Here is a 20015-nt window from a genome sequence, read left to right on the forward strand (position 1 = left end):
TATCTATTTATCGAATTTTCAGTGTTGCCAAACCAGCCAAGACCAGAATGACGGTAATAATCCAAAAGCGCACAATGACTCGAGGCTCCGGCCACCCTTTTAACTCAAAGTGGTGGTGGAGAGGCGCCATGCGAAAAATTCTCTTCCCCGTTAATTTAAAGGATGCCACCTGCAAAATTACGGAAACCGTCTCCATCACAAACACACCGCCCATGATGAACAGAATAATTTCATGACGGGTAATTACCGCAATAATTCCCAGCGCCGCCCCCAGTGCCAGAGCGCCCACATCCCCCATAAACACTTGGGCCGGATAAGTGTTAAACCATAAGAATCCGAGTCCGGCACCACCGAGGGCAGCGCAGAACACCGCCAACTCCCCGGCTCCTGGAATTGCGGGAATATGCAGGTAGTCAGCAAACTCCATATGGCCGGATAGATAAGCAATCACCCCAAGTGCTCCACCCACCATCACAGTAGGCATAATCGCCAAGCCATCGAGGCCATCAGTCAGGTTAACCGCATTACTGGAGCCAACAACAACAAAATAGGTCAGCAATATAAAAGATACTGGTCCCAGGTTTATCGCAACATCTTTAAAAAAGGGAACAAAAAACTGGGTCTCTGCCGGGCTTGAAGCACTCATATACAGATAAATAGCTGCACCCAACCCGGCAACGGATTGCCAAAAATATTTCCAGCGAGCAATAAGGCCACGGGGATTTTTGTAAACGACTTTTTTATAGTCATCCACGAAGCCCACAGCACCGAAAACAAAGGTAACTAATAAAGTAACCCACACGTAACGATTACTGAGGTCAGACCAGAGTAGGGCTGAGGCAAAAATTGAGGCGAGAATCAAGGTGCCGCCCATAGTCGGGGTGCCAGATTTACTCAAATGGCTTTGTGGACCATCATCGCGAACAGCCTGCCCCACCTGTAAATGGTTCAACCAGTGAATCATGCGCGGACCCACAAGTAGTGAAATACCCAGAGCCGTCAACGCAGCAAGAATTGCGCGCACGGTCAGGTAGTTAAATACCGAAAAACCGCTGATATGTTGTTGTAATAGCTCCGCTAGCCAAAGCAGCATTACTTCTCCCCTCTGCTATTGCCAAGCAGTGCCTGCGCTACCAATTCCATACGGGCGCTGCGTGATCCTTTAACCAAAACTGTGGTTTGTTCATCCAATTGTTGAGTGAGAGCAGTAACCAGGGGTTCTCTCTCGCGATAATTGCGCAGCGACTCTTGCCTCCCCGCAGAAAAGGCCATGCTGGCGGCAGTACCCAGCGGCCCCAATGTAAACAGCGCATCCAAGCCCCGCTCTCGCGCCAAAGCTCCAACGCTTCTATGCATTTCCTCTGCGTCCGGCCCCAACTCGGCCATATCCCCCAGCACCAGAATTTTTTTACCCGAACGCTGTGACAGCAATTCAATGGCCGCACCTACTGAACCCGGGTTCGCGTTGTAACTGTCATCAATAACGGTTGCACCGGCAATACCTGCCTGCTCCTGCAAGCGCCCAGCAACCCCGGTCACCGTGTTAAGTCCGCTGATAACTTCAACCACAGGTATTCCCGCAGCAAAAGCACAGCCAGCAGCAACCAGAGCGTTGTGAACGTTGTGCTCACCAAGCAATTTCAGGCTAACAGGGTGGGCAACGCCTTCAATTACCAAGTCAAATGAAGGGCAACCATTGGGATTCAATACAATATTATCCGCATGGATAGCACACTCATTAGATAAGCCAACAGCCAGAGTCTTTACCCCTTCGGGCATATTCTCCAACCAGTAATTCGCATAGCCATCATCGGTATTGATCACCGCCGTCGCCGATACATCCAAACTGGTATAAATTTGGCCCTTGGCTTTTGCGATAGCATCAACAGAACCAAAGCCCTCGACATGCGCTGGCATTACGTTATTTACCGCCGTCACCTGCGGCTTGCCGATACTACACAGGTAGCCGATATCGTCAGGGCCGTTAGCTCCCATTTCGAGAATCAACACATCATGTTGCACTGTCAGCCCAAACAAAGTCATAGGTAAACCGAACTGGTTGTTCAGGTTTCCCTCGGTTACACAGGGTGTATGACTCTGGGAAAAAATTGCAGACAGCATCTCCTTAACGGTGGTTTTTCCGCAGGACCCTGTGATCGCCACAACCGGACCGTCAAACTGCTCACGGCACAGTAAGCCAATTTGTCCTAATGCGACCGTCGTATCTTCAACGCGCCACTGCGGTAAACTGCAACTAGGCACTTTACGATCGACAACCAACCCCAATACCTGGCCATCCAGCTCACCGACAAAGTCGTGAGCATCAAAATTTTCGCCAACCAGAGCAACAAATAAAGATTTGGGGTCCAGCTTGCGGGTATCCGTGCAAACCAGTTCAAACTCCACAGAGCCATTGATTAACTCACCACCAAAACGGCTTTGCAGTTGCTGCAACGTAAGGGAATTAATCACCTTGGCTCTCCTTGCCTTCACTTGACTGGCCCGATTCATCCACGCGGGCTTTGAGAGCTGCAGCAGCTTGCTCACGATCGCAGAAGTGAATTTTTTCACTGCCGATAATTTGGTAATTTTCGTGCCCTTTACCGGCGATCAATACAATATCCCCCGGTTGTGCTGCAGATACCGCCTGAGATATCGCTGTCGCGCGATCAATTTCAACTTCGATATTACTGGCAGCCCCTTCGAGAATATCGTCGATAATTTTTTGTGGTTCTTCGCTGCGCGGATTATCGCTAGTCACAATGGCACGGTCCGCCATCTCGGAGGCAATACGCCCCATCGCCGCGCGCTTACCCGTATCCCGGTCGCCGCCACAACCAAAAACACACCACAAATTACCGCGACAGTAAGGGCGCGCTGCTGCTAAAGCCGCGCGAAGAGCATCTGGTGTATGGGCATAATCCACCAATACACCCACATCATCGGAACCCTCAACCAGGACATGCTCCATACGCCCCGGCACCGCTTTGATAGTGGGGAAAGCGGCAAGAATATCTTCAAAAGGCATGCCCTCTGCCGCTGCAGCAGCTACGACAGCCAAGGCATTGTGAATATTAAAATCGCCAATTAAGGGTGCGTGCAGCTCACCGCTACCCCAAGGGGAATTAAGTTTTACAGAAAAACCGCGCTCATGGCGACGCAGGTCTGCAACATATAAATCACCCGCCTGCAGCCCATAAGTAATAACGCGCAGGCCACGCAATTTGCAGCGCTCTGCCAACTGGGCGCCGAACGGATCATCCAGGTTAATGACTCCTCGCTTCAATTTTGGCAGTCCGAAAAGTTTCTCTTTGGCTGCGCCGTAAGCGGCCATATTGCCGTGATAATCCAAATGATCGCGGCTCAAATTGGTAAAAATTGCCGTATCAAAAATCAGCCCATGCACACGTCCCTGAGAAAGGGAATGCGAAGAAACTTCCATTGCGGCAGCGGCAACGCCACTATCGCGATAATTTGCAAAGTCCGCTTGTAAACTCACCGGGTCAGGCGTTGTTAAACCCGTTTCCTGCAATTCGATTTGGTTATCTTTCCAGACCCCATTACCAATGGTGCCTATCAATGCTGCACTGCCATAGTGGCGAGCCAGTAATTGGGAAGTCAAATAGGCGCAAGTGGTTTTACCGTTGGTGCCAGTCACTCCAACCAAGTGCATTTCACCACTGGGGTTACCGTGGAAGCGCGCGGCAATTTCCCCTACCCGCTTTGCCAGACCGGGAACACTGACCACCTGGATATCACCACGGCTTTTACATCCCAACTTGTCACCATCAGCAAGCACTACCGCAGCACCTGCAGTAATTGCCGCATCGATATATTCCCGACCATCGACCACAGAACCGCGCAAGGCCATAAATGCATCGCCCGCTTTTATCTTGCGGCTATCCAGGGCAATACCAGTGACAGAAATATCGGGAATACCGGCGTAACCCGGCACTAATTCTTTGATAGAAACAGAATGTTGTTCGCGCTGACTCACGATTTTGAACCCCTCTCGCTTAACTGCGCGGCCAATTGCCCTTCCGCCGATTCAATTTTTTCCGGCGGAACCTGCAACAGGCGCATAGCACCAGTCATCACCGCACCGAATACCGGTGCAGCAACTTCACCACCGTAATATTTGGCGTGACTGGGATCATCAATAACAACTACCGCGGCAAGGCGCGGATTATCAGCGGGGATAAAGCCCGCAAATACTGAGCGATAGCGATTATCCGCATAGCCACTACTGCCAACTTTGTGCACAGTACCGGTCTTGCCGGCGACACGATAACCTTCTACAGCGGCAAGGCGTCCGGTACCCTTAGCACCAATCACCGTCTCCAACATCGCAGTAACCTGCCCAGCCAAGGACTGCTCAATAACCTGCTCAGGCTCGCCCGGAACTTTGTCACCGGATAAAACCAGGGAAACAGGACGCTTAACCCCTTCATTCGCCAGTACACTGTAGGCTTGTGCCAGTTGCACAGCGTTAACTGTTAAACCGTAGCCGAAGGCGAAATTAGCCCGCTCGATTGGGTGCCAGCGGCTGCGACTGGGCAAGATCCCCTGTGCTTCACCGGGGAAGCCGCTGCCCACTGCCTCGCCCAGACCCAAGCGATAAAAGAGTCCCCGCAGAGAATTTGGTTCCAAATCGAGAGCAATTTTTGTAATTCCCACCTGGCTCGACTTGGTAATAATCTTGGTGAGGTCTATTTTTCCGTAATTAACCGGGTCCACCAGGGTTTTTCCCGGCACGCGAATATATCCAGGGCTGGTGTTTATTTCTGTTCCTGGGGTGTAGCGCCCGGTTTCCAAAGCCGCCAATACCGTTAAGGGTTTCACTGTAGAACCCGGCTCAAACTGGTCGATCAGCGCACGGTTACGCATAGCCGCCGATTTAACCCCTTTACGATCATTGGGATTAAATGAAGGCTGGTTGGCCATGGCCAACACATCGCCACTGTGAGTATCGAGAATCACCATAAAGCCGGAAGCGGCGCCGTTTTCCGACACCGCCCGCTTTAATTCCCGGTAGGCCAAATATTGCAGGCGCATATCGATAGACAAACGCAGATCCCTGCCCGGTTGCGCTTCCTGACGAATTGCCAAATCCCTTACCGTGCGCCCTTTCAGATCTTTAATTACCTGACGTGATCCCGGCTGTCCGGACAGCCAATCGTCGTAGGCCAATTCCATTCCTTCCTGGCCGCGATCATCGATGTTGGTAAAACCGAGAAGTTGGGCTACGACCTCCCCAGCAGGATAGAAGCGCCGATACTCTTTTTTACTGAAAACACCTGTAATACCCAGGTCCAGCACTTTCTCAGCCTCTTCTGGAGACAGGTGCCGGCGCAGGTACATAAATTCTTTGTTTCGGTATTTCTTTAGGCGAGAGCCCAGTTTGGAAGACGGTAAATCCAGCGCGCGAGCCAGGCGCACTAAATTCGCATCGCTTATTTCACTCAACAGCTTGGGATTGGCCCACAGGCTGTGTACCGGTGTACTGACAGCGAGAAGCTCACCGTTTCGATCGACTATTGAGCCCCGATAGGCAGCAATCTCTTCGGTGCGCAAGGTGCGGGCCCGGCCCTGGTCTTGCAGGAAACGATATCCGCGCTCAGCAGCAGGCACTACCTGCAGTTTGGCCAAGTGGAACACAAGGGTAAGAGCGAGCAGGCACAGCAGGACCGCCACCAGCGCAAAGCGCCAGCGGGCTATACCCGGCTGAATATCCTTTTTTTGACTGCGCCCATGTTTTCCCAGTTGGCGTTATCTATTTATTTTGCATCCCGGCTGAGCATGCCACTCTCCAGGGCCTGAACTCCAAAACTCAATTAACGCAAAATTCTTTATAATTATTTAAAGGCCAAAGCCCCCAAACGCAGAAACCCCACCGGGCAAGCAGTGGGGTACTTACGTCTTCATCCAAGGCGGTTAAAACTTAATCCGCCACTACCAATACCTGTTCCGAAGGTGCTGGCATATGCATTTTTAATTTCTCTCGAGCGACGTGTTCGACCCGGCTATAGGCAGACCAGGCACTTTTTTCCAAAAGGAGACGCTCCTGCTCATAGCGCAATTCATCGTGGGCTTTTTGTGCCTTACCCAGCTCAGCAGTTAACTCTCGGCTTTGTTGGGTGGTATGAATAACAGATAGCGACGACAGTATTACCGCTATCCACATTACCCCCACTCCAAGTAGAGCCTTGCCAGACATAAACTCAGCTTCCCGCCAGCTTTTCTGCCACCCGCATTACTGCACTGCGGGACCGCTGATTTTCATCCACTTCAACCGTGTTGGCTTTCACTGCCTTGCCCACCGAGCGCAGTGACTTGGCTATCTGACTATCCATAACCGGAAGGCCACGAGGCAACTGGGGACCGCGCTCTTTTTCCCGAATAAAACGCTTCACCATTCGGTCTTCAAGAGAGTGGAAACTGATAATCACCAGGCGCCCACCCGGTGCCAGCAACTGCAGGGATTTATCCAATGCGCTCTGCAGATCATCCAACTCGCCATTAATATGGACACGAATAGCCTGAAAGACTCGGGTAGCAGGATGTTTACCTTTTTCCCAAGCCGGATTCGCCTCTTTCACAACCTCGGCAAAATCGAGGGTGCGCTCAAATGGTTTTTCCAGCCGGCGCTTTACAATGGCAGCAGCCATTCGACGGGCAAAACGCTCCTCGCCGTACTCTTTAAACACCCGGGCCATTTCGGCCTCAGCCTCAGTGTTGACCCACTCCGCTGCACTGATACCCCGACTGGTATCCATACGCATATCCAGGGGGCCATCCTGCATAAAACTGAAACCGCGCTCGGCCTGATCCAGTTGCGGCGAAGACACTCCTAGATCGAGCAATATTCCACTGACCTTACCGGCAGCTTGCCCGGCAGCCTTATCCATATCGGCAAAAGACCCATGCCAAATGGAAAAACGAGATTCACCGGAAAACCGCTGCTCTGCAAATTCAACAGCCTGGGGATCTTTATCCACCCCTACCAACTGGCCATTGGGCCCCAAGTGCTCAAGGATTGAGGCGCTGTGCCCACCCCGGCCAAAGGTGCCATCGATATAAAACCCATCCGGCTCAGTCACCAGAGCGTCTACGGCCTCGCGTAACAACACACTGCGATGCAATTCTTGAGACACCCGGTACTCCCCTTATAAAGAGAGGGATGCCATTTCCTCAGGCATACCCTCTTCGTCTTCACTATCATCGAGCCAGGACATCCAGCGCTCCTCACTCCAGAGCTCCAGCTTTTTCCCCTGGCCCACTAACATCAATTTCTTTTCCAGCCCTGCGTACTCACGCAGAGTTGGCGGAATCAATACCCTGCCATTGCCATCCACCTGCAGTTCACAGGCATACCCGATCAGCAGGCGCTGAGCGCGCCGAGCCACTTTGTTAAAGCTGGGCAATGCTTCAATCTTCGGGAGAATTTGCTGCCACTGGGGCGACGGATACACCAACAAGCAGCGTTCCTCTGTATGGGCAGTCACCACCAAGCACCCCGCACACTCATCCAACAGCCTATCGCGGACGCGTGCCGGTATTGCCAGACGCCCCTTGGCGTCCATATTGATTGCGTGGCTGCCCAAATACACGTTTAGTGGTTCTCGCTTTGGAGATCGCGCCTCTCGCGACTCACTCCCATATGGCAGGTCAATGGAGAAAGATGTTCGACTTTAACCTGGCGGTGTGAACACCCACTTACTTATCGCGAATAAACCACAAATTTCCACGATTTTCCACTTTTTCCCACTCTCGACACTATAAAACTGGTCGACACAAAGTCAAGGAATTCGACCCCAAAGTCCCCATAACCCCTTGTAAAATCGCGGCCTCCAGAGAAGTGGCGCATATTGGCACATTGAAACTAGTCGGAACAGCCCTATCTGGCACGATCGCCCCCTTAACAGTTAATCAATTTTTTTGCGCCAAGAAGAGGCTTTAGCCGAAATTAAACGAGAAGAAATAGGCGAACACAAAGAGGGCTACCGGAGCCGGGACCACCACATCAGGCAAACAAAAAAGCCCGGCGAATGCCGGGCTTTTGAAATTGTTGAGCTGGCCTGTAAGCCGGGTTCTGTCGAGGACAATCATTCATCTGGGATGCCTGTCACCAGACACCTCAAGCGACCTACCCGCCCTCAGTGCGGGTCACACCTATAGAGGGCCTATTTGGTCTTGCTCCGAACGGGGTTTACCATGCCGCGGACTGTTACCAGCCGCGCGGTGCGCTCTTACCGCACCCTTTCACCCTTACCTGTACTCCCAAAAAAGGAGCCATCGGCGGTCTACTCTCTGCTGCACTTTCCGTAGGCTCGCACCCCCCAGGCGTTACCTGGCGTTCCACCCTATGGAGCCCGGACTTTCCTCCATCGCACAAGGCGACAGCGATTGCCCGGCCAGCTCGCGGCGAAGAGTAAAGAGGCGACAGACGGATTGCAACAGGCAATTGCAGCAATCAGTGCCTTATTTTTTCTCCAGGCTCCAGTTGTACAGGGCTTTCTTTTTCACTCCAGTAATTTCGGCAGCGATCGCCGCCGCCTTTTTTGGCGGTAACTCCGCCAACAGCAGCGACATTACACGCTGTGCCTCCCCATCCAGCTCGCTTTCACGAGAGCGCTCTGCACCACGCACCATCAAAACAATCTCACCGCGCTGCTGATTGCTGTCAGCGCGGACCCACTCAACCAACTCAGCCAGAGGCATCAACTGAAAAGTTTCAAAGGCCTTGCTGACCTCGCGAGCTATCACCGCCTCTCGATTACCGCCGAACACGACCGCCATTGCTTCCAGAGTGTCAGCAACCCGATGCGGGGCCTCGTAGAACACCAGGGTACGGGTATCACCGGCCAACTCCTGCAGGGCTCGCTCACGAGCACCGGACTTAGCCGGCAGAAATCCCTCGAAACTAAACTTGTCACTGGGGAGTCCGGCGGCACTCAGTGCGGAGACGAAAGCACAAGCCCCCGGTATCGGGGAGACTTTGATTCCTCGCTCCCGGGCCTCACGTACCAGGCGATAACCGGGATCTGAGATCAGTGGGGTGCCCGCATCGGAAATCAGGGCAATGGTCTGGCCCTGCTCCAAGCGCTGCAAAATCTGCTCTGTGCGCTTGTCATCCGAGTGATCGTGATATGCCATCAGTGGCGTATCGATATTAAAATGGGAAAATAATCGCTGACTGTGACGTGTGTCCTCCGCCGCAACCAGATCGGCACATTGTAGAACTTCGATCGCTCGCGGTACCATATCGGCCAAATTACCAATGGGCGTAGCGACAATATAAAGCAGCGCCTGATCCGGCCCCATAGCTGTTCACTCCAAATATAAATATTGCGGGAGAAGATTATGTCCGCCTCTTCCCGGCGCACCTCTACTGTAATCACCAGAATGGCAGCTGCCTCACTGGCAGTCGCACTGGCTGCTTGCCAGACACCGGCTTCCCGGCCAAACGTTTACCAGCCGGATTATTCGGCCGGCCACACCGCAAGCCGCAGTGAAGCTGTACGTATGCTGCGCAGTGCCGACACCCTGCCGGCACCGGCGCGGGATCAACAGCGCCTGCAAGCGGCCGCTATTCTATACGAGCTGGGAGATAAAGAGACGGCAAAAGAGGCGGTAATCAAAATTACGCCCGAACAGCTGGACGACAACCTCTTCGCCAGCTATGCACAGGTTTATGGCAGCCTACTTGCCGCAGACGACGACTTCTTTGAGGCCCTCGACCTAGCAGCCTCTCCACGCCTGGAAAATGTGTGGCCGGAGTTACCACAGAAGACTGCCTTACCTCTACGCAGCCTGCGCGCTGACCTATGGGGACTTCTGGGAAATCTCGACAGCGCAATTAGTGAGCGGCGCGAAATTTCCTATATCGCCCAGTCCGACGAAGCGATCACAGAGAATAACAACGGCTTTTGGCATCTCTTGACCCAGCTGCCCTCCAGTGAATTGCAGGCTCGCGCCACCCAAAGTAATGACACCCAGATGCGCGCCTGGTATCAACTCGCCCTGCTGGGCCGCGACACCCAGACGGATATCAGCTCACAGCTGACCGCCCTCAGCCGCTGGCGCGAGCGCTGGCCCGCCCATAGTGCCAATTCCCATCCGCCACAGGCATTGCAGCTGTTAGAGCGCTTGGCCGCCCAGCGGGCAGACCGCGTAGCGCTACTCCTGCCACTGTCCGGCCCCCTGGGCAATGCCGGCAGGGCAATCCGGGATGGCTTTATGGCCGCCCACTACACCGCCCTGAATGCTGGCGGCGCAACTCCGAAAGTGATGGTTTACGACACCGGTTCCGATCAGCCATTCGAGGAAATTTACCAGAGCGCCGTAGATGCCGGTGCGCAGATGATTGTTGGCCCACTGGATAAGAGCAAGGTAGCCAACCTGCTTGCCACAGAAAAACTGCCAGTGCCTACTCTCGCCCTCAACTACGGCGATGAGGGGCGCCTGACCACAGACCTTGTCCAGTTTGGCCTGGCAATTGAAGATGAAGCGCGGCAAATTGCCCAGCACGCTTACCGGCAGGGCAAGCGACAGGCAATGGTCCTCACCGCTGACAATAGCTGGGGGCAGCGCGGCGCTGAAGCATTTGAAGAAGAGTGGCTGCGCCTCGGTGGCTCAGTCAGCATTCGCCGGACATTTAAGGACAACAGCAAGTTCTCAGCCCTGGTCAGCGATGCCCTGTTAATTCCCGCCAGCAACGCGCGCAAGAAGGAATTGCAGAGTCGCCTGGCGGCAAAGCTGGAATTTACCCCCAGACGCCGTGACGATGTCGATATGGTATTCCTGGCAGCACAACCCCAGCAGGCGCGCCAGCTCAACCCCATGCTGACCTACTACTACGCCAGTGACCTGCCCGTATACGCTACCTCTCATGTCTTTGGTGGCAGCATCAACCGCAATCGCGACAGGGATATGAACGGTATTCGCTTTACCGCCCTGCCCTGGCTGTTTGAAAGCAATCAAACCAAGCAGGATATCGAGGAGCAGGCGTCGCCCGCACCGGCTTTTGCCAGACTGTATGCCTTAGGCGCCGATGCCTTCCGCCTCTACCCGCGCTTGCCGATGCTGCGCCAATTCCCGGAACAGAAAGTACACGGTCTCACTGGCGCATTGAGCCTGAGCGCCGATGGCCGCATAGTGCGCGAACAAATGTGGGCGCGAATCGACAAAGGGGTGCCGGTGCCCATCACTACCGTCGAGCCCCAATTGCCGCAGCGGGAGCCGATCGAATTAAGTGGGAATCGTGAGGCTTTTTAAGGGCTCAAGCGGCACTGTCGGCAGCCAAATGGAGGCTGCCGCGGGCCGCTATTTGCAGCGCGCGGGGCTCACCTTGATGGAGCGCAATTATCGCAGTTCACACGGAGAGATAGACCTTATCGCCCGTGAAAGCGATACTATCGTGTTCGTGGAGGTGCGCTTCCGCCGCAAGAGCCAGTTCGGCGGAGCTGCAGCCAGCGTGGATTCACGCAAGCAAGCTAAGCTACTGGCCACTGCCAACCGCTATTTGCAGCAACATAAACTGGACTGTCCGTGCCGCTTCGATGTCCTTGCCATAGATGGAGATGCACAGAACATCCAGTGGCTTAAAAACGCCTTTGAAGCCTGAGGCAAAACCGAGATTTACCCCGTCAAGTTATGGTGAGTTCGAGCTCACCTGAATTAAGGACACAATGGAACAGCGAGTCGTAACCCTTTTTCACCACAGCCTTGAAGCCACAATGAACGCTGGCGAGATACTGGCCCCGCTGATTGCAGAAGCCAGCGAAATGGTGGTGCATACACTCTTGGCAGAGAGCAAAGTCCTGCTCTGTGGCAATGGTGTCAGTGGCGCATTGGCGCAAAGTTTTAGCTCGCAATTGACCGGCGGCTTCCAGCGCGAACGCCCCGGCTTACCGGCTATGGCCCTCAACAGCGACGGCGTCTCCATGGGCACCGTTGCCTCAAACCACGGCGGTGCAGACACCTTCGCACATCCGGTTCGCGCCCTGGGGCAACCCGGTGACCTTCTCGTAATTATCAGTAGCGATGGGCGCGACTCAAACCTGGTTCAGGCCATGCGTGCGGCTCGGGACCGGGATATGGGCATACTCGCACTGACCGGCGGTGATGGCGGCGACTGCGCCGCCCTGCTCGATACCCATGATATTGAACTACGGGTGCCATCCGATGTCGCAGCAGAGGTACACCAAGTACATCTTCTGACAATTTTTTGCCTGTGCGACCTAATCGACAGTAGTTTGTTTGGTGGCTACGAGGAATAAACGATGAACAACAAAAAGTTGACCCTGGGGAAATATCTCCTGGCTGCCTTCGCGGCAACCACCTTGTTAGCGGGATGCAGCACTGTATTGGAGGCCACCCATGACGGTCCCATACAGCAGGACCCTGGCGAGCGATCTTTTGGCACCTATATTGATGACCAACGCATCGAGACGGTGACCACAGTCAATATCAACAAAGCTCACCCAGACCTGAAAATCTCCAACATCAATATCAATTCTTTTAACGGTGTTGTACTGCTCACCGGCCAGGTGCCCAGCCAGGAACTGCGCCTGCTCGCCGGGCGCACGGCGGAACAAGTGCAGAATGTTCGCCAGGTCTACAACGAAATTCAGGTGCGCGGTAAAGTCACTTTACTGGCCAGCACCAGCGATACCTGGCTAACCACCAAGGTGAAAAGCAACTTGTTTGCCAATAAGGAAGTAGACAGTGGTCGCATCAAAATCGTGACCGAGAATGGAGTTGTTTATTTGATGGGACTGCTAACTCCTGCCGAAGCGGAACGGGCAGCCGAAGTGACCCGCTCGGTAGGCGGGGTACAGAAGGTTGTGAAAGCAGTGGAATACATCAACTAATATTTCCCGCACTACACAAACAAAAACGGAGGCAACTGCCTCCGTTTTTGTTAGCGCTCAAGTCTGTAACTTATACGCGCTCTATAGCAACCGCTGTAGCCTCACCGCCACCAATGCACAGGCTTGCCACGCCCTTCTTGGCATCGCGCTTTTCCATCGCTGCCAACAGGGTAACCAGGATACGGGCACCGCTAGCACCTAACGGGTGGCCAAGGGCACAGGCACCACCGTTAACATTGACCTTCTCCCAGGGCAAATCGAGCTCACGCATTGCAGCCATAGTCACTACCGCAAATGCCTCATTAATCTCGAATAGGTCCACATCCGCCGCAGACCAACCGGCATTTTCCAGCAGCTTGTGCATAGCGCCGACCGGAGCCGTAGTGAACCACTCGGGCTCACGGGCAAACTGGGATTGCCCTTTGAGAACAGCCAGAGCTTTCAAGCCGCGCTTCTCAGCTTCACTTTTGCGCATCAACACCAGCGCCGCAGCACCGTCAGAAATAGAGCTGGAGTTCGCAGCGGTTACAGTGCCGTCTTTACGGAACGCTGGCTTCAGTTGAGGGATTTTATCTGGACGGGCATTACCTGGGGCCTCGTCAACACTCACTTCAATCTCACCTTTGCGAGAGGCAATCGTGACCGGGGAGATTTCACGAGTAAAATCACCACCTTCAATCGCAGCCTGGGCACGCGCCAGAGATTCCAGGGCAAAAGCGTCCTGCTCTTCGCGGGTGAAATCGTACTTATCGGCAGTAGATTCGGCGAAAGTACCCATCAGCTTGCCATCTGCAGCATTTTCCAGGCCATCCAGGAACATGGAATCTTTGACCTCTCCATGACCGAGGCGCATACCAGAGCGGGCCTTGGCCAGCAGGTAGGGGGCATTGCTCATGCTTTCCATACCACCAGCAACGATAACCTTACCCTCACCCATCAGCAGGGCATCGCGGGCCATCATCACAGTCTTCATTCCGGAGCCACACACCTTGTTAACAGTGGTGCAAGGAGTGCCGACAGGGATGCCAGCACCCAGTGATGCCTGGCGTGCCGGAGCCTGACCGACACCTGCCGGGAGCACACAACCCATCAGCACTTCATCCACATCGGCAGGTGCCACACCTGCGTCCTCAAGGGCCGCGCGAATCGCCGCAGCACCCAACTGCGGGGCAGTGAGGGCTGAAAGGCTGCCCTGCATAGCGCCCATTGGCGTACGCGACATTCCGACAATCACTACAGGGTCCGAAGTTACATCACTCATTCTGGCTGCTCCAAGTTCTGTGCCGCCATCACTGTGGTGGCGGCAATTGTTTTAATGTCGCCGCATTATAGCCGAAGCCGCACCCCGCTCCGCCAGGGGTGCGGCCGGTGCGCAGCAGTATCAGCCCATCGTGTTACTATTTACGCCACCAACAGGGATAAATAGGGGAGCGTTATGGGGTCTACGGGACTTATTGTGCTGGCGGTGGTCATCGCACTGTTCTTTTTCATCATCAGTATCTTTAACAAACTGGTTTCACTGAAAAACCACAGCGAAAATGCTTTTGCGCAGATAGAGATACAGTTAAAGCGACGCCACGACCTGGTACCAAATCTGGTAGAGAGTGCCAGGGCATACCTAAATCACGAGAGGGAAACCCTGGAAGCGGTAATCAGTGCGCGCAATACCGCAATTTCAGACCTTAAATCTGCCGCTAAAAACCCTACCAATCCGGCCGCTATCGATAAGCTCGGCCGCGCAGAAGGCCTTCTCAACAGCGCTCTGGGTCGCCTGAATATGGTGATTGAGGCTTACCCGGAATTGAAAGCCGACCAGACCCTTCGCGAACTCAACGAGGAGTTAAACAGCACCGAAAACCGTGTGGCATTTGCACGCCAAGCTTTTAACGACTGCGTCACCAGCTACAACATCTACAAGCAGAGCTTCCCTCCAGTATTTCTGGCCGGTTTTTTTGGCCACAGGGCCAACGCCAAACTGCTTGAGTTTGCAGACTCAGAAACCTTTCAAGTCGCGCCACGTATCGAGTTTTAAATATGAACTTTTACGTTCACCAGGACAAAGCCAAGCACAGCAGTCGTTTGCTGGTTTTCCTGTTCAGCCTGGCCCTCATTGCCCTAATCAGTTTGAGCACCCTGGCTACGGCAGCCATGGTGTCACTGTCTCGCGGCCAGCCATTTACTCCCTTTGAAGTTGTGCAACTTCTGGGCTGGGAGACCCTTGGCTCAATAGCCTTTGTCATCGGTACCGTCGTTATTCTGGGCAGTCTGTACAAGTTCCATCAATTATCCCCTGGGGGAAAGGCTGTGGCGGAATCCCTGGGAGGGCACAAGCTTAATACTTCCGCGCAAACTGAGCGGGAAAAGAGAGCTCTAAACGTTGTGGAAGAGGTCGCTATTGCAGCAGGTATTCCGGTACCCGATGTCTACATCATTGAGGACAGCACCATCAATGCCTTTGCCGCTGGCCAAAACCCTACCGACGCCATTATTGGCCTGACACGGGGCTCCCTGGAAAAGCTTACCCGGGAGGAACTACAGGGCGTTGTTGCCCACGAGTTCAGTCATATTCTCAATGGAGACATTCGTCTAAACACCCAGATCACCGGGCTGTTGCATGGAATCTTAATTATTGGACTTTTGGGACAGCTCCTTGTCAGAAGCCCGGCACCCCACAGGCGCGTAACCCCCATAAGATATCCGCTACTAGGCCTGGGAATAACTCTGATTATCCTCGGCTACACCGGCACGCTGATCGGCAACCTGATCAAGGCCGCAGTCAGTCGGCAGCGGGAGTTTCTTGCCGATGCCTCCGCAGTACAATTTACTCGCAACAACCTCGGTATTGCCAACGCACTGAAAAAGATTGGTGGCCGCAATTTAGGCTCAGAACTCAGCAGCCCCAACGCAGCAGAGTTTAACCATATGTTGTTCGCGGTTGGGGTAAAACGCTCCCTGCTCAGCCTTTTTGCCACTCACCCTCCATTGCCAGTGCGCATCAAGAGGTTAGAACCCGCCTGGAACGGCCTATTCTCCAATACGGAAGAACAGGTAAAAAGTGAAGCCCAGATTTTAAAACCCAGTGAATTGCAAAATCCTCAGTTCGCCATGGCCGCTCCTACAACGCCTTTCCAAGTTGCTCTGGATGCGGTGGACAACAGCATCACGAAACCAGATACACACCAAGTTGAGCTTGGATATCAACTGCTGGGTTCTATTCCACCTCTGATCCAACAGGCTGCACACGAACCTTTTACCGCCCGGGCACTGGTTTACTACCTTCTTCTGCACAAGGATAAAGCCGAGCGAGACAAACAGCTAAACCTCCTGGAGAAAATTGCCCATCCCGCTGTTATCCGCGAGATGAAAAAACTCACACCACATATGGAATCACTGCCGAGCAACGCTCGCCTCGCATTGATAGACCTATGTATCCCGGCCTTGCGCGCCTTAGTCCCTCAGCAGTACCAGATCTTTAAACGAAATCTTATCAAGCTTCTACACAGCGATGGGAAAGTTGAAGTTTGGGAATGGGCCCTGTACCGGGTATTAATGCACGCGCTCGACGGCGCTCCAGATCGACAGCGCCTCTCCCACAGCAAACATGCCAACAAAGATGCTTCACGATTTATCATTGCAGCCATCGCCCATGCGGGAAACAGCCAATACCTTCCAGCAAAACGTGCTTATGAGAAGGGACTCAGTGCTCTCAGGCTTGAAATAACCCCGCTACCCGGCATCGCTGATATCACCCTGCCACGACTGGACAAGGCCATTGCAATCGCCAGCCTTATACCGCCCCTGGAGAAACCCGACTTACTGAAAGCGATTGTGATCACCTTGAATCACAATGGGGTAATTAAAGCGGAGGAGATCGAACTGTTAAGGGCCGTCGCTGACAGCCTGGACTGCCCTATGCCACCGATTATCGATAAGGCTAGATAGCCGCACAACGCCAGCACAAGTGCTGGCGTTGTGCGGCCTTAATAGGCGTGGTGCTGATAAACCGGCCCGATGCCCACACTCCATAAAATGACGGAGCCAATAAGCACCGTAACCATCATTACCAAGGCAACGGTTAATACTGCACAGGCATACAGAAATGCTCGATCCTTATTCATATTCATCAGGATCGGAATGCCGGCAAAGACCAGGTAAATAGAATACATCCCGGCAATGCCTACCGACGCCATCGTGAGCCAGGGGTGTGGATAAAGGACGACGATACTCGCCAGGAAGATTGGCGTAGTAATAAACACCGCAAGTGCCGTGCCTTCATAATGGCGCGTGGGCTCATCGCCCTCAACTCCGTAGGATCGCGCCATCCAGTTAATAAACTCTCCGAGGCAATAGACGCCAACCAGCAATGCAAAATAAGTAACAACCGACAGAACAGCTGCACTTTCAGGTGTCAGCTTTGCCAGATGCCCCCCAACCTGAAAGCCTACCCGGGTAACCCCAAAGTAACCGGCCACTGTAGGAATCAACGCCAGAAGCGGCACATGAGTTACAAACACCTCAAAAAAAGAATGGCGATCAGCGCGTATCGCTTTCCACTCTTTTTCCGGGTTGGTAAGAATACCTATTGTATGACTGAGTATCCGCACACCAAATCTCCCTTCCAATACCCTGCTTTGCAGTATCGGTGGCGCACAACAGATTGACCAATGCCAAAAGGGAATTAAGCGTCACTTTCAAATTTACTTGATTTATATCAGCTGTGGACAGACAGGCAATTTCGCCCGCTGCGCTTTGCTTTATAAAGCGCTTGATCAGCCGCTTTAAGGATACTCTCGGGTTTCTTTAGTTTTTTATTGCGGTGGGCAACGCCAATACTCACAGTAACTTTTACTGGCTTCCCACCGCCCTTTCCCCTGAGCGAAGCCCCTGCGGCAAGGCGCCCCGATGACCTTAGGCGCAGTGGGTAGCTTGAGATTTTCTCCCTGATTTTTTCCAATAAAGCTTCTTTCGCCTCGCGACTGCGGCCCGGAAGATAAATAACAAACTCCTCGCCGCCATAGCGAAACACGGCACCGTGAGAGTGGCGCGCGAGTTGAGCCGCAACCATTTGCAAAGCCTGATCACCCACTTGGTGCCCATAGCGATCATTCAGCTTCTTAAAATGATCGATATCAACCATGGCAAGACTGTAATTCCATGCTGGCGTCAGCATCTGATAGCGGAAGGCCCGCCTGGAATGAAGCCCAGTCAGCTCATCGCGAAACGCCAATTCATAACTGGCCCCAAGCAGCGAAGCGACCAACAATATTCCCGCTACAGACCCGGTAAACTCGAGAGGAAGGCTCAGCCAAACACTGCACAGCAGCAAAACAGTGCAACTAAACAGACCCATAGTAGTGGGGCCAGGGTAGAGAAAAAGTAAGGTAAAAGCACCGAGAGCAGAGACACTGCCAATCAATTGTGGCAACGAAAATGCGTCGGGTAAAAACCCGGACAACCAGCCAGGTAAATTCTCGACAGGAAATGCCAGCCTCAGCGGCGCACAGCAATCGTAAAGCAAGACAAAGCCCACCCCCTCAGCCAGCAAAAGCAGGCCCCATAAAAACCCAAAAATACTGAAAACACTGCGATCACGACTGCAAGTAAACAGAACCAGATTTACCGCAACCAGTGAGAGATAAAGCGGGAGATCCCTTTGCAGGCTGGGGAGTAACTGGGAGTGAGCCGCTATGTATAGGGCCATGATAAGCAGTGCTGAAAGCGCAACCCGGCTTGAGCGAAAACCAAAACTGAGCAATGCCGCCATAGCCAATAGCAACACTGGCAACTGCGGACTGTATAAATGGGTCAGATCGATCCAGGGAAGATACTGCGCAACGAGAAGCACCAGAAGCATCCCTGGCAGCCAAATAAAGCGCAGCCACTGAAGGTACGGCGGCATGACATTCGCGGCAATAAAAGATAACGCGCCATTATACGGACTTGGGGCAAGCGTATACTCGGAACCGGGTCACAAAATTGAAGAAGGGGGAACCGGCAGGGCTGCAGAAATCTGCCCTGCCAGCAAAAAGGAGCGCTATTTAACGACACGCAGAGCCGGCTTTTTCACCGACTTTTTGCCCAAACTGGTGGGTGGCGTCGGTTCGGGTGGCTCTGGAGTTTCCTCGGCCTCAAACACCATCCCCTGCCCATTTTCCCGCGCGTAGATTCCGACCACAGACCCCACAGGAACCTGGATATCTGTCGGAACCCCGCCAAAACGGGCGTTAAACCTGATGGCGTAATTATCCATAGTCAGACTGGCAACCGCTGATTCCGAGATGTTCAGCACTATCTGACCATCGTCGTTCACATGTTGTTGCGGCACCAAAACACCGGGGAGGTGCGTATCAACCAGAATATAAGGAGTGCACCGGTTATCGGTTATCCACTCGTAAAACGCCCGCAGAATATAGGGACGATTGGATGTCATGGCCGGCTTGCTCACGAGTATTCCCTCAACGCATTTCCCGTTCGTATTCGGTCAGACTCTGCTGGAATGCCTCGCGGGCAAACAGGCGGTCCATATAATCCAGCAACGGTTTAACCTGCTTGGTTTTCGGAAGGCTGATTTCAAACTGCTCGAGGCGCCACAACAGCGGGGCCATGCAGCAATCCACCAGAGAAAACTCTTCATTAAAGAAGTACGGCAGGTCGGTAAACATCGGAGCGATACCAACCAGGTTGTCGCGCAGTTCTTTGCGAGCGGAGGCCGCGTCCTTACCACCGGCAAGGATCTTGTCCACCAGAGGACACCAATCGCGCTCGATACGATGCATGATCTGGCGGCTCTGCGCGCGGGCAACCGGGTAAACCGGCAGCAGCGGCGGATGCGGGAAACGCTCGTCCAGGTACTCCATCATCACTTTGGTCTCGAACAGAACCAAGTCGCGATCTACCAGGGTTGGCAGGGAGTTGTAAGGATTGAGGTCAGCGAGTTCAGCTGGTTTATCATCGGCGTCCACATCGGTGATATCGACGGAAACCCCTTTCTCTGCAAGTACGATACGTACTCGGTGGCTATAGTGGCTGCGACCATCGGAGAAGAAGGTCATCGAGGAGCGCTTGTTGGTAGGCACACCCATGTTCAAACTACCTCAAACTTTAAGCCGGCTAGAGCCGACCTTTTATTCAAAATATAAA

19 protein-coding genes and 1 other RNA gene are annotated in these 20015 nt (G+C 53.5%); 6 read left to right on the forward strand and 14 right to left on the reverse strand.

Going from position 1 to position 20015, the window contains the following annotated elements; genetic code table 11:
• Nucleotides 1-7: 7 nt before the first annotated feature.
• The 9 genes from mraY to rsmI all read right to left on the reverse strand — a co-directional run bounded on the left by mraY (nucleotide 8) and on the right by rsmI (nucleotide 9324).
• Nucleotides 8-1093 carry a phospho-N-acetylmuramoyl-pentapeptide-transferase gene (gene mraY, locus P0078_RS07905; protein ID WP_282933869.1) on the reverse strand — a complete coding sequence of 362 codons (1086 nt, stop codon included), beginning with the start codon at nucleotides 1091-1093 and terminating at the stop codon, nucleotides 8-10.
• On the reverse strand, nucleotides 1093-2472 hold the full coding sequence (locus tag P0078_RS07910) for a UDP-N-acetylmuramoyl-tripeptide--D-alanyl-D-alanine ligase (RefSeq protein ID WP_282933870.1): 1380 nt from the start codon (nucleotides 2470-2472) through the stop codon (nucleotides 1093-1095). Before P0078_RS07910 ends, mraY begins: the two co-directional genes overlap by 1 nt.
• Nucleotides 2465-3997: a UDP-N-acetylmuramoyl-L-alanyl-D-glutamate--2,6-diaminopimelate ligase gene (locus P0078_RS07915; RefSeq protein ID WP_282933871.1), complete on the reverse strand. Its 1533-nt coding sequence runs from the start codon at nucleotides 3995-3997 to the stop codon at nucleotides 2465-2467. Before P0078_RS07915 ends, P0078_RS07910 begins: the two co-directional genes overlap by 8 nt.
• A complete protein-coding gene (locus tag P0078_RS07920) occupies nucleotides 3994-5694 on the reverse strand; it encodes a peptidoglycan D,D-transpeptidase FtsI family protein (protein WP_282933872.1) in 1701 nt (566 codons plus the stop codon). The genes P0078_RS07915 and P0078_RS07920 overlap by 4 nt, the downstream gene beginning before the upstream one ends.
• A gap of 247 nt (nucleotides 5695-5941) precedes the next feature.
• Nucleotides 5942-6217 carry a cell division protein FtsL gene (gene ftsL, locus P0078_RS07925; RefSeq protein ID WP_282933873.1) on the reverse strand — a complete coding sequence of 92 codons (276 nt, stop codon included), beginning with the start codon at nucleotides 6215-6217 and terminating at the stop codon, nucleotides 5942-5944.
• Nucleotides 6218-6221: 4 nt separating this feature from the next.
• The gene (gene rsmH / locus P0078_RS07930) at nucleotides 6222-7154 is read right to left on the reverse strand and encodes a 16S rRNA (cytosine(1402)-N(4))-methyltransferase RsmH (RefSeq protein WP_282933874.1); all 933 of its coding nucleotides are present in this window, start codon (nucleotides 7152-7154) and stop codon (nucleotides 6222-6224) included.
• Nucleotides 7155-7166: 12 nt separating this feature from the next.
• Entirely contained in the window at nucleotides 7167-7610 is a 444-nt protein-coding gene (gene mraZ / locus P0078_RS07935) for a division/cell wall cluster transcriptional repressor MraZ (protein ID WP_282933875.1), read from the reverse strand.
• A 455-nt stretch (nucleotides 7611-8065) separates the two neighbouring features.
• An RNA gene (gene rnpB / locus P0078_RS07940) (RNase P RNA component class A) lies at nucleotides 8066-8422 on the reverse strand.
• A gap of 59 nt (nucleotides 8423-8481) precedes the next feature.
• Nucleotides 8482-9324 carry a 16S rRNA (cytidine(1402)-2'-O)-methyltransferase gene (gene rsmI / locus P0078_RS07945; RefSeq protein WP_282933876.1) on the reverse strand — a complete coding sequence of 281 codons (843 nt, stop codon included), beginning with the start codon at nucleotides 9322-9324 and terminating at the stop codon, nucleotides 8482-8484.
• Nucleotides 9325-9363: 39 nt separating this feature from the next.
• Between rsmI and P0078_RS07950 the strand changes: the two genes are divergently transcribed.
• The 4 genes from P0078_RS07950 to P0078_RS07965 all read left to right on the forward strand — a co-directional run bounded on the left by P0078_RS07950 (nucleotide 9364) and on the right by P0078_RS07965 (nucleotide 12875).
• A complete protein-coding gene (locus P0078_RS07950; RefSeq protein ID WP_282933877.1) occupies nucleotides 9364-11277 on the forward strand; it encodes a penicillin-binding protein activator in 1914 nt (637 codons plus the stop codon).
• Complete coding sequence (locus P0078_RS07955; RefSeq protein ID WP_282933878.1) at nucleotides 11264-11626, forward strand: YraN family protein; 363 nt, start codon at nucleotides 11264-11266, stop codon at nucleotides 11624-11626. The genes P0078_RS07950 and P0078_RS07955 overlap by 14 nt, the downstream gene beginning before the upstream one ends.
• A 64-nt stretch (nucleotides 11627-11690) precedes the next feature.
• Complete coding sequence (locus P0078_RS07960) at nucleotides 11691-12281, forward strand: SIS domain-containing protein (protein ID WP_108734203.1); 591 nt, start codon at nucleotides 11691-11693, stop codon at nucleotides 12279-12281.
• Nucleotides 12282-12284: 3 nt separating this feature from the next.
• A complete protein-coding gene (locus P0078_RS07965) occupies nucleotides 12285-12875 on the forward strand; it encodes a BON domain-containing protein (RefSeq protein WP_282933879.1) in 591 nt (196 codons plus the stop codon).
• Nucleotides 12876-12945: 70 nt separating this feature from the next.
• On the opposite strand, the gene P0078_RS07970 is transcribed toward P0078_RS07965, so the two are convergent.
• The gene (locus tag P0078_RS07970) at nucleotides 12946-14136 is read right to left on the reverse strand and encodes an acetyl-CoA C-acyltransferase (RefSeq protein WP_282933880.1); all 1191 of its coding nucleotides are present in this window, start codon (nucleotides 14134-14136) and stop codon (nucleotides 12946-12948) included.
• 174 nt (nucleotides 14137-14310) lie between these two features.
• Here P0078_RS07970 and P0078_RS07975 point away from each other — a divergent pair, with 174 nt between their 5' ends.
• Together P0078_RS07975 and P0078_RS07980 are read left to right on the forward strand one after the other, a co-directional pair.
• The gene (locus P0078_RS07975; protein ID WP_282933881.1) at nucleotides 14311-14907 is read left to right on the forward strand and encodes a LemA family protein; all 597 of its coding nucleotides are present in this window, start codon (nucleotides 14311-14313) and stop codon (nucleotides 14905-14907) included.
• Nucleotides 14908-14909: 2 nt separating this feature from the next.
• The gene (locus P0078_RS07980) at nucleotides 14910-16817 is read left to right on the forward strand and encodes a M48 family metallopeptidase (RefSeq protein WP_282933882.1); all 1908 of its coding nucleotides are present in this window, start codon (nucleotides 14910-14912) and stop codon (nucleotides 16815-16817) included.
• Nucleotides 16818-16855: 38 nt separating this feature from the next.
• Here P0078_RS07980 and P0078_RS07985 read toward each other — a convergent pair whose 3' ends face one another.
• From P0078_RS07985 to P0078_RS08000, 4 genes are all read right to left on the reverse strand, one after another.
• Complete coding sequence (locus P0078_RS07985) at nucleotides 16856-17479, reverse strand: Yip1 family protein (RefSeq protein ID WP_282933883.1); 624 nt, start codon at nucleotides 17477-17479, stop codon at nucleotides 16856-16858.
• A gap of 107 nt (nucleotides 17480-17586) precedes the next feature.
• Nucleotides 17587-18774, reverse strand: coding sequence for a GGDEF domain-containing protein (locus P0078_RS07990; RefSeq protein ID WP_282933884.1), 1188 nt, complete (start codon nucleotides 18772-18774; stop codon nucleotides 17587-17589).
• A gap of 135 nt (nucleotides 18775-18909) precedes the next feature.
• Entirely contained in the window at nucleotides 18910-19305 is a 396-nt protein-coding gene (locus P0078_RS07995; protein ID WP_108735312.1) for a ClpXP protease specificity-enhancing factor, read from the reverse strand.
• Between the two features lie 25 nt (nucleotides 19306-19330).
• Nucleotides 19331-19957 carry a glutathione S-transferase N-terminal domain-containing protein gene (locus tag P0078_RS08000; protein ID WP_108734210.1) on the reverse strand — a complete coding sequence of 209 codons (627 nt, stop codon included), beginning with the start codon at nucleotides 19955-19957 and terminating at the stop codon, nucleotides 19331-19333.
• Between the last annotated feature and the right edge of the window lie 58 nt (nucleotides 19958-20015).

Source organism: Microbulbifer sp. VAAF005 (assembly GCF_030012985.1).
Taxonomy (GTDB): Bacteria; Pseudomonadota; Gammaproteobacteria; order Pseudomonadales; family Cellvibrionaceae; genus Microbulbifer.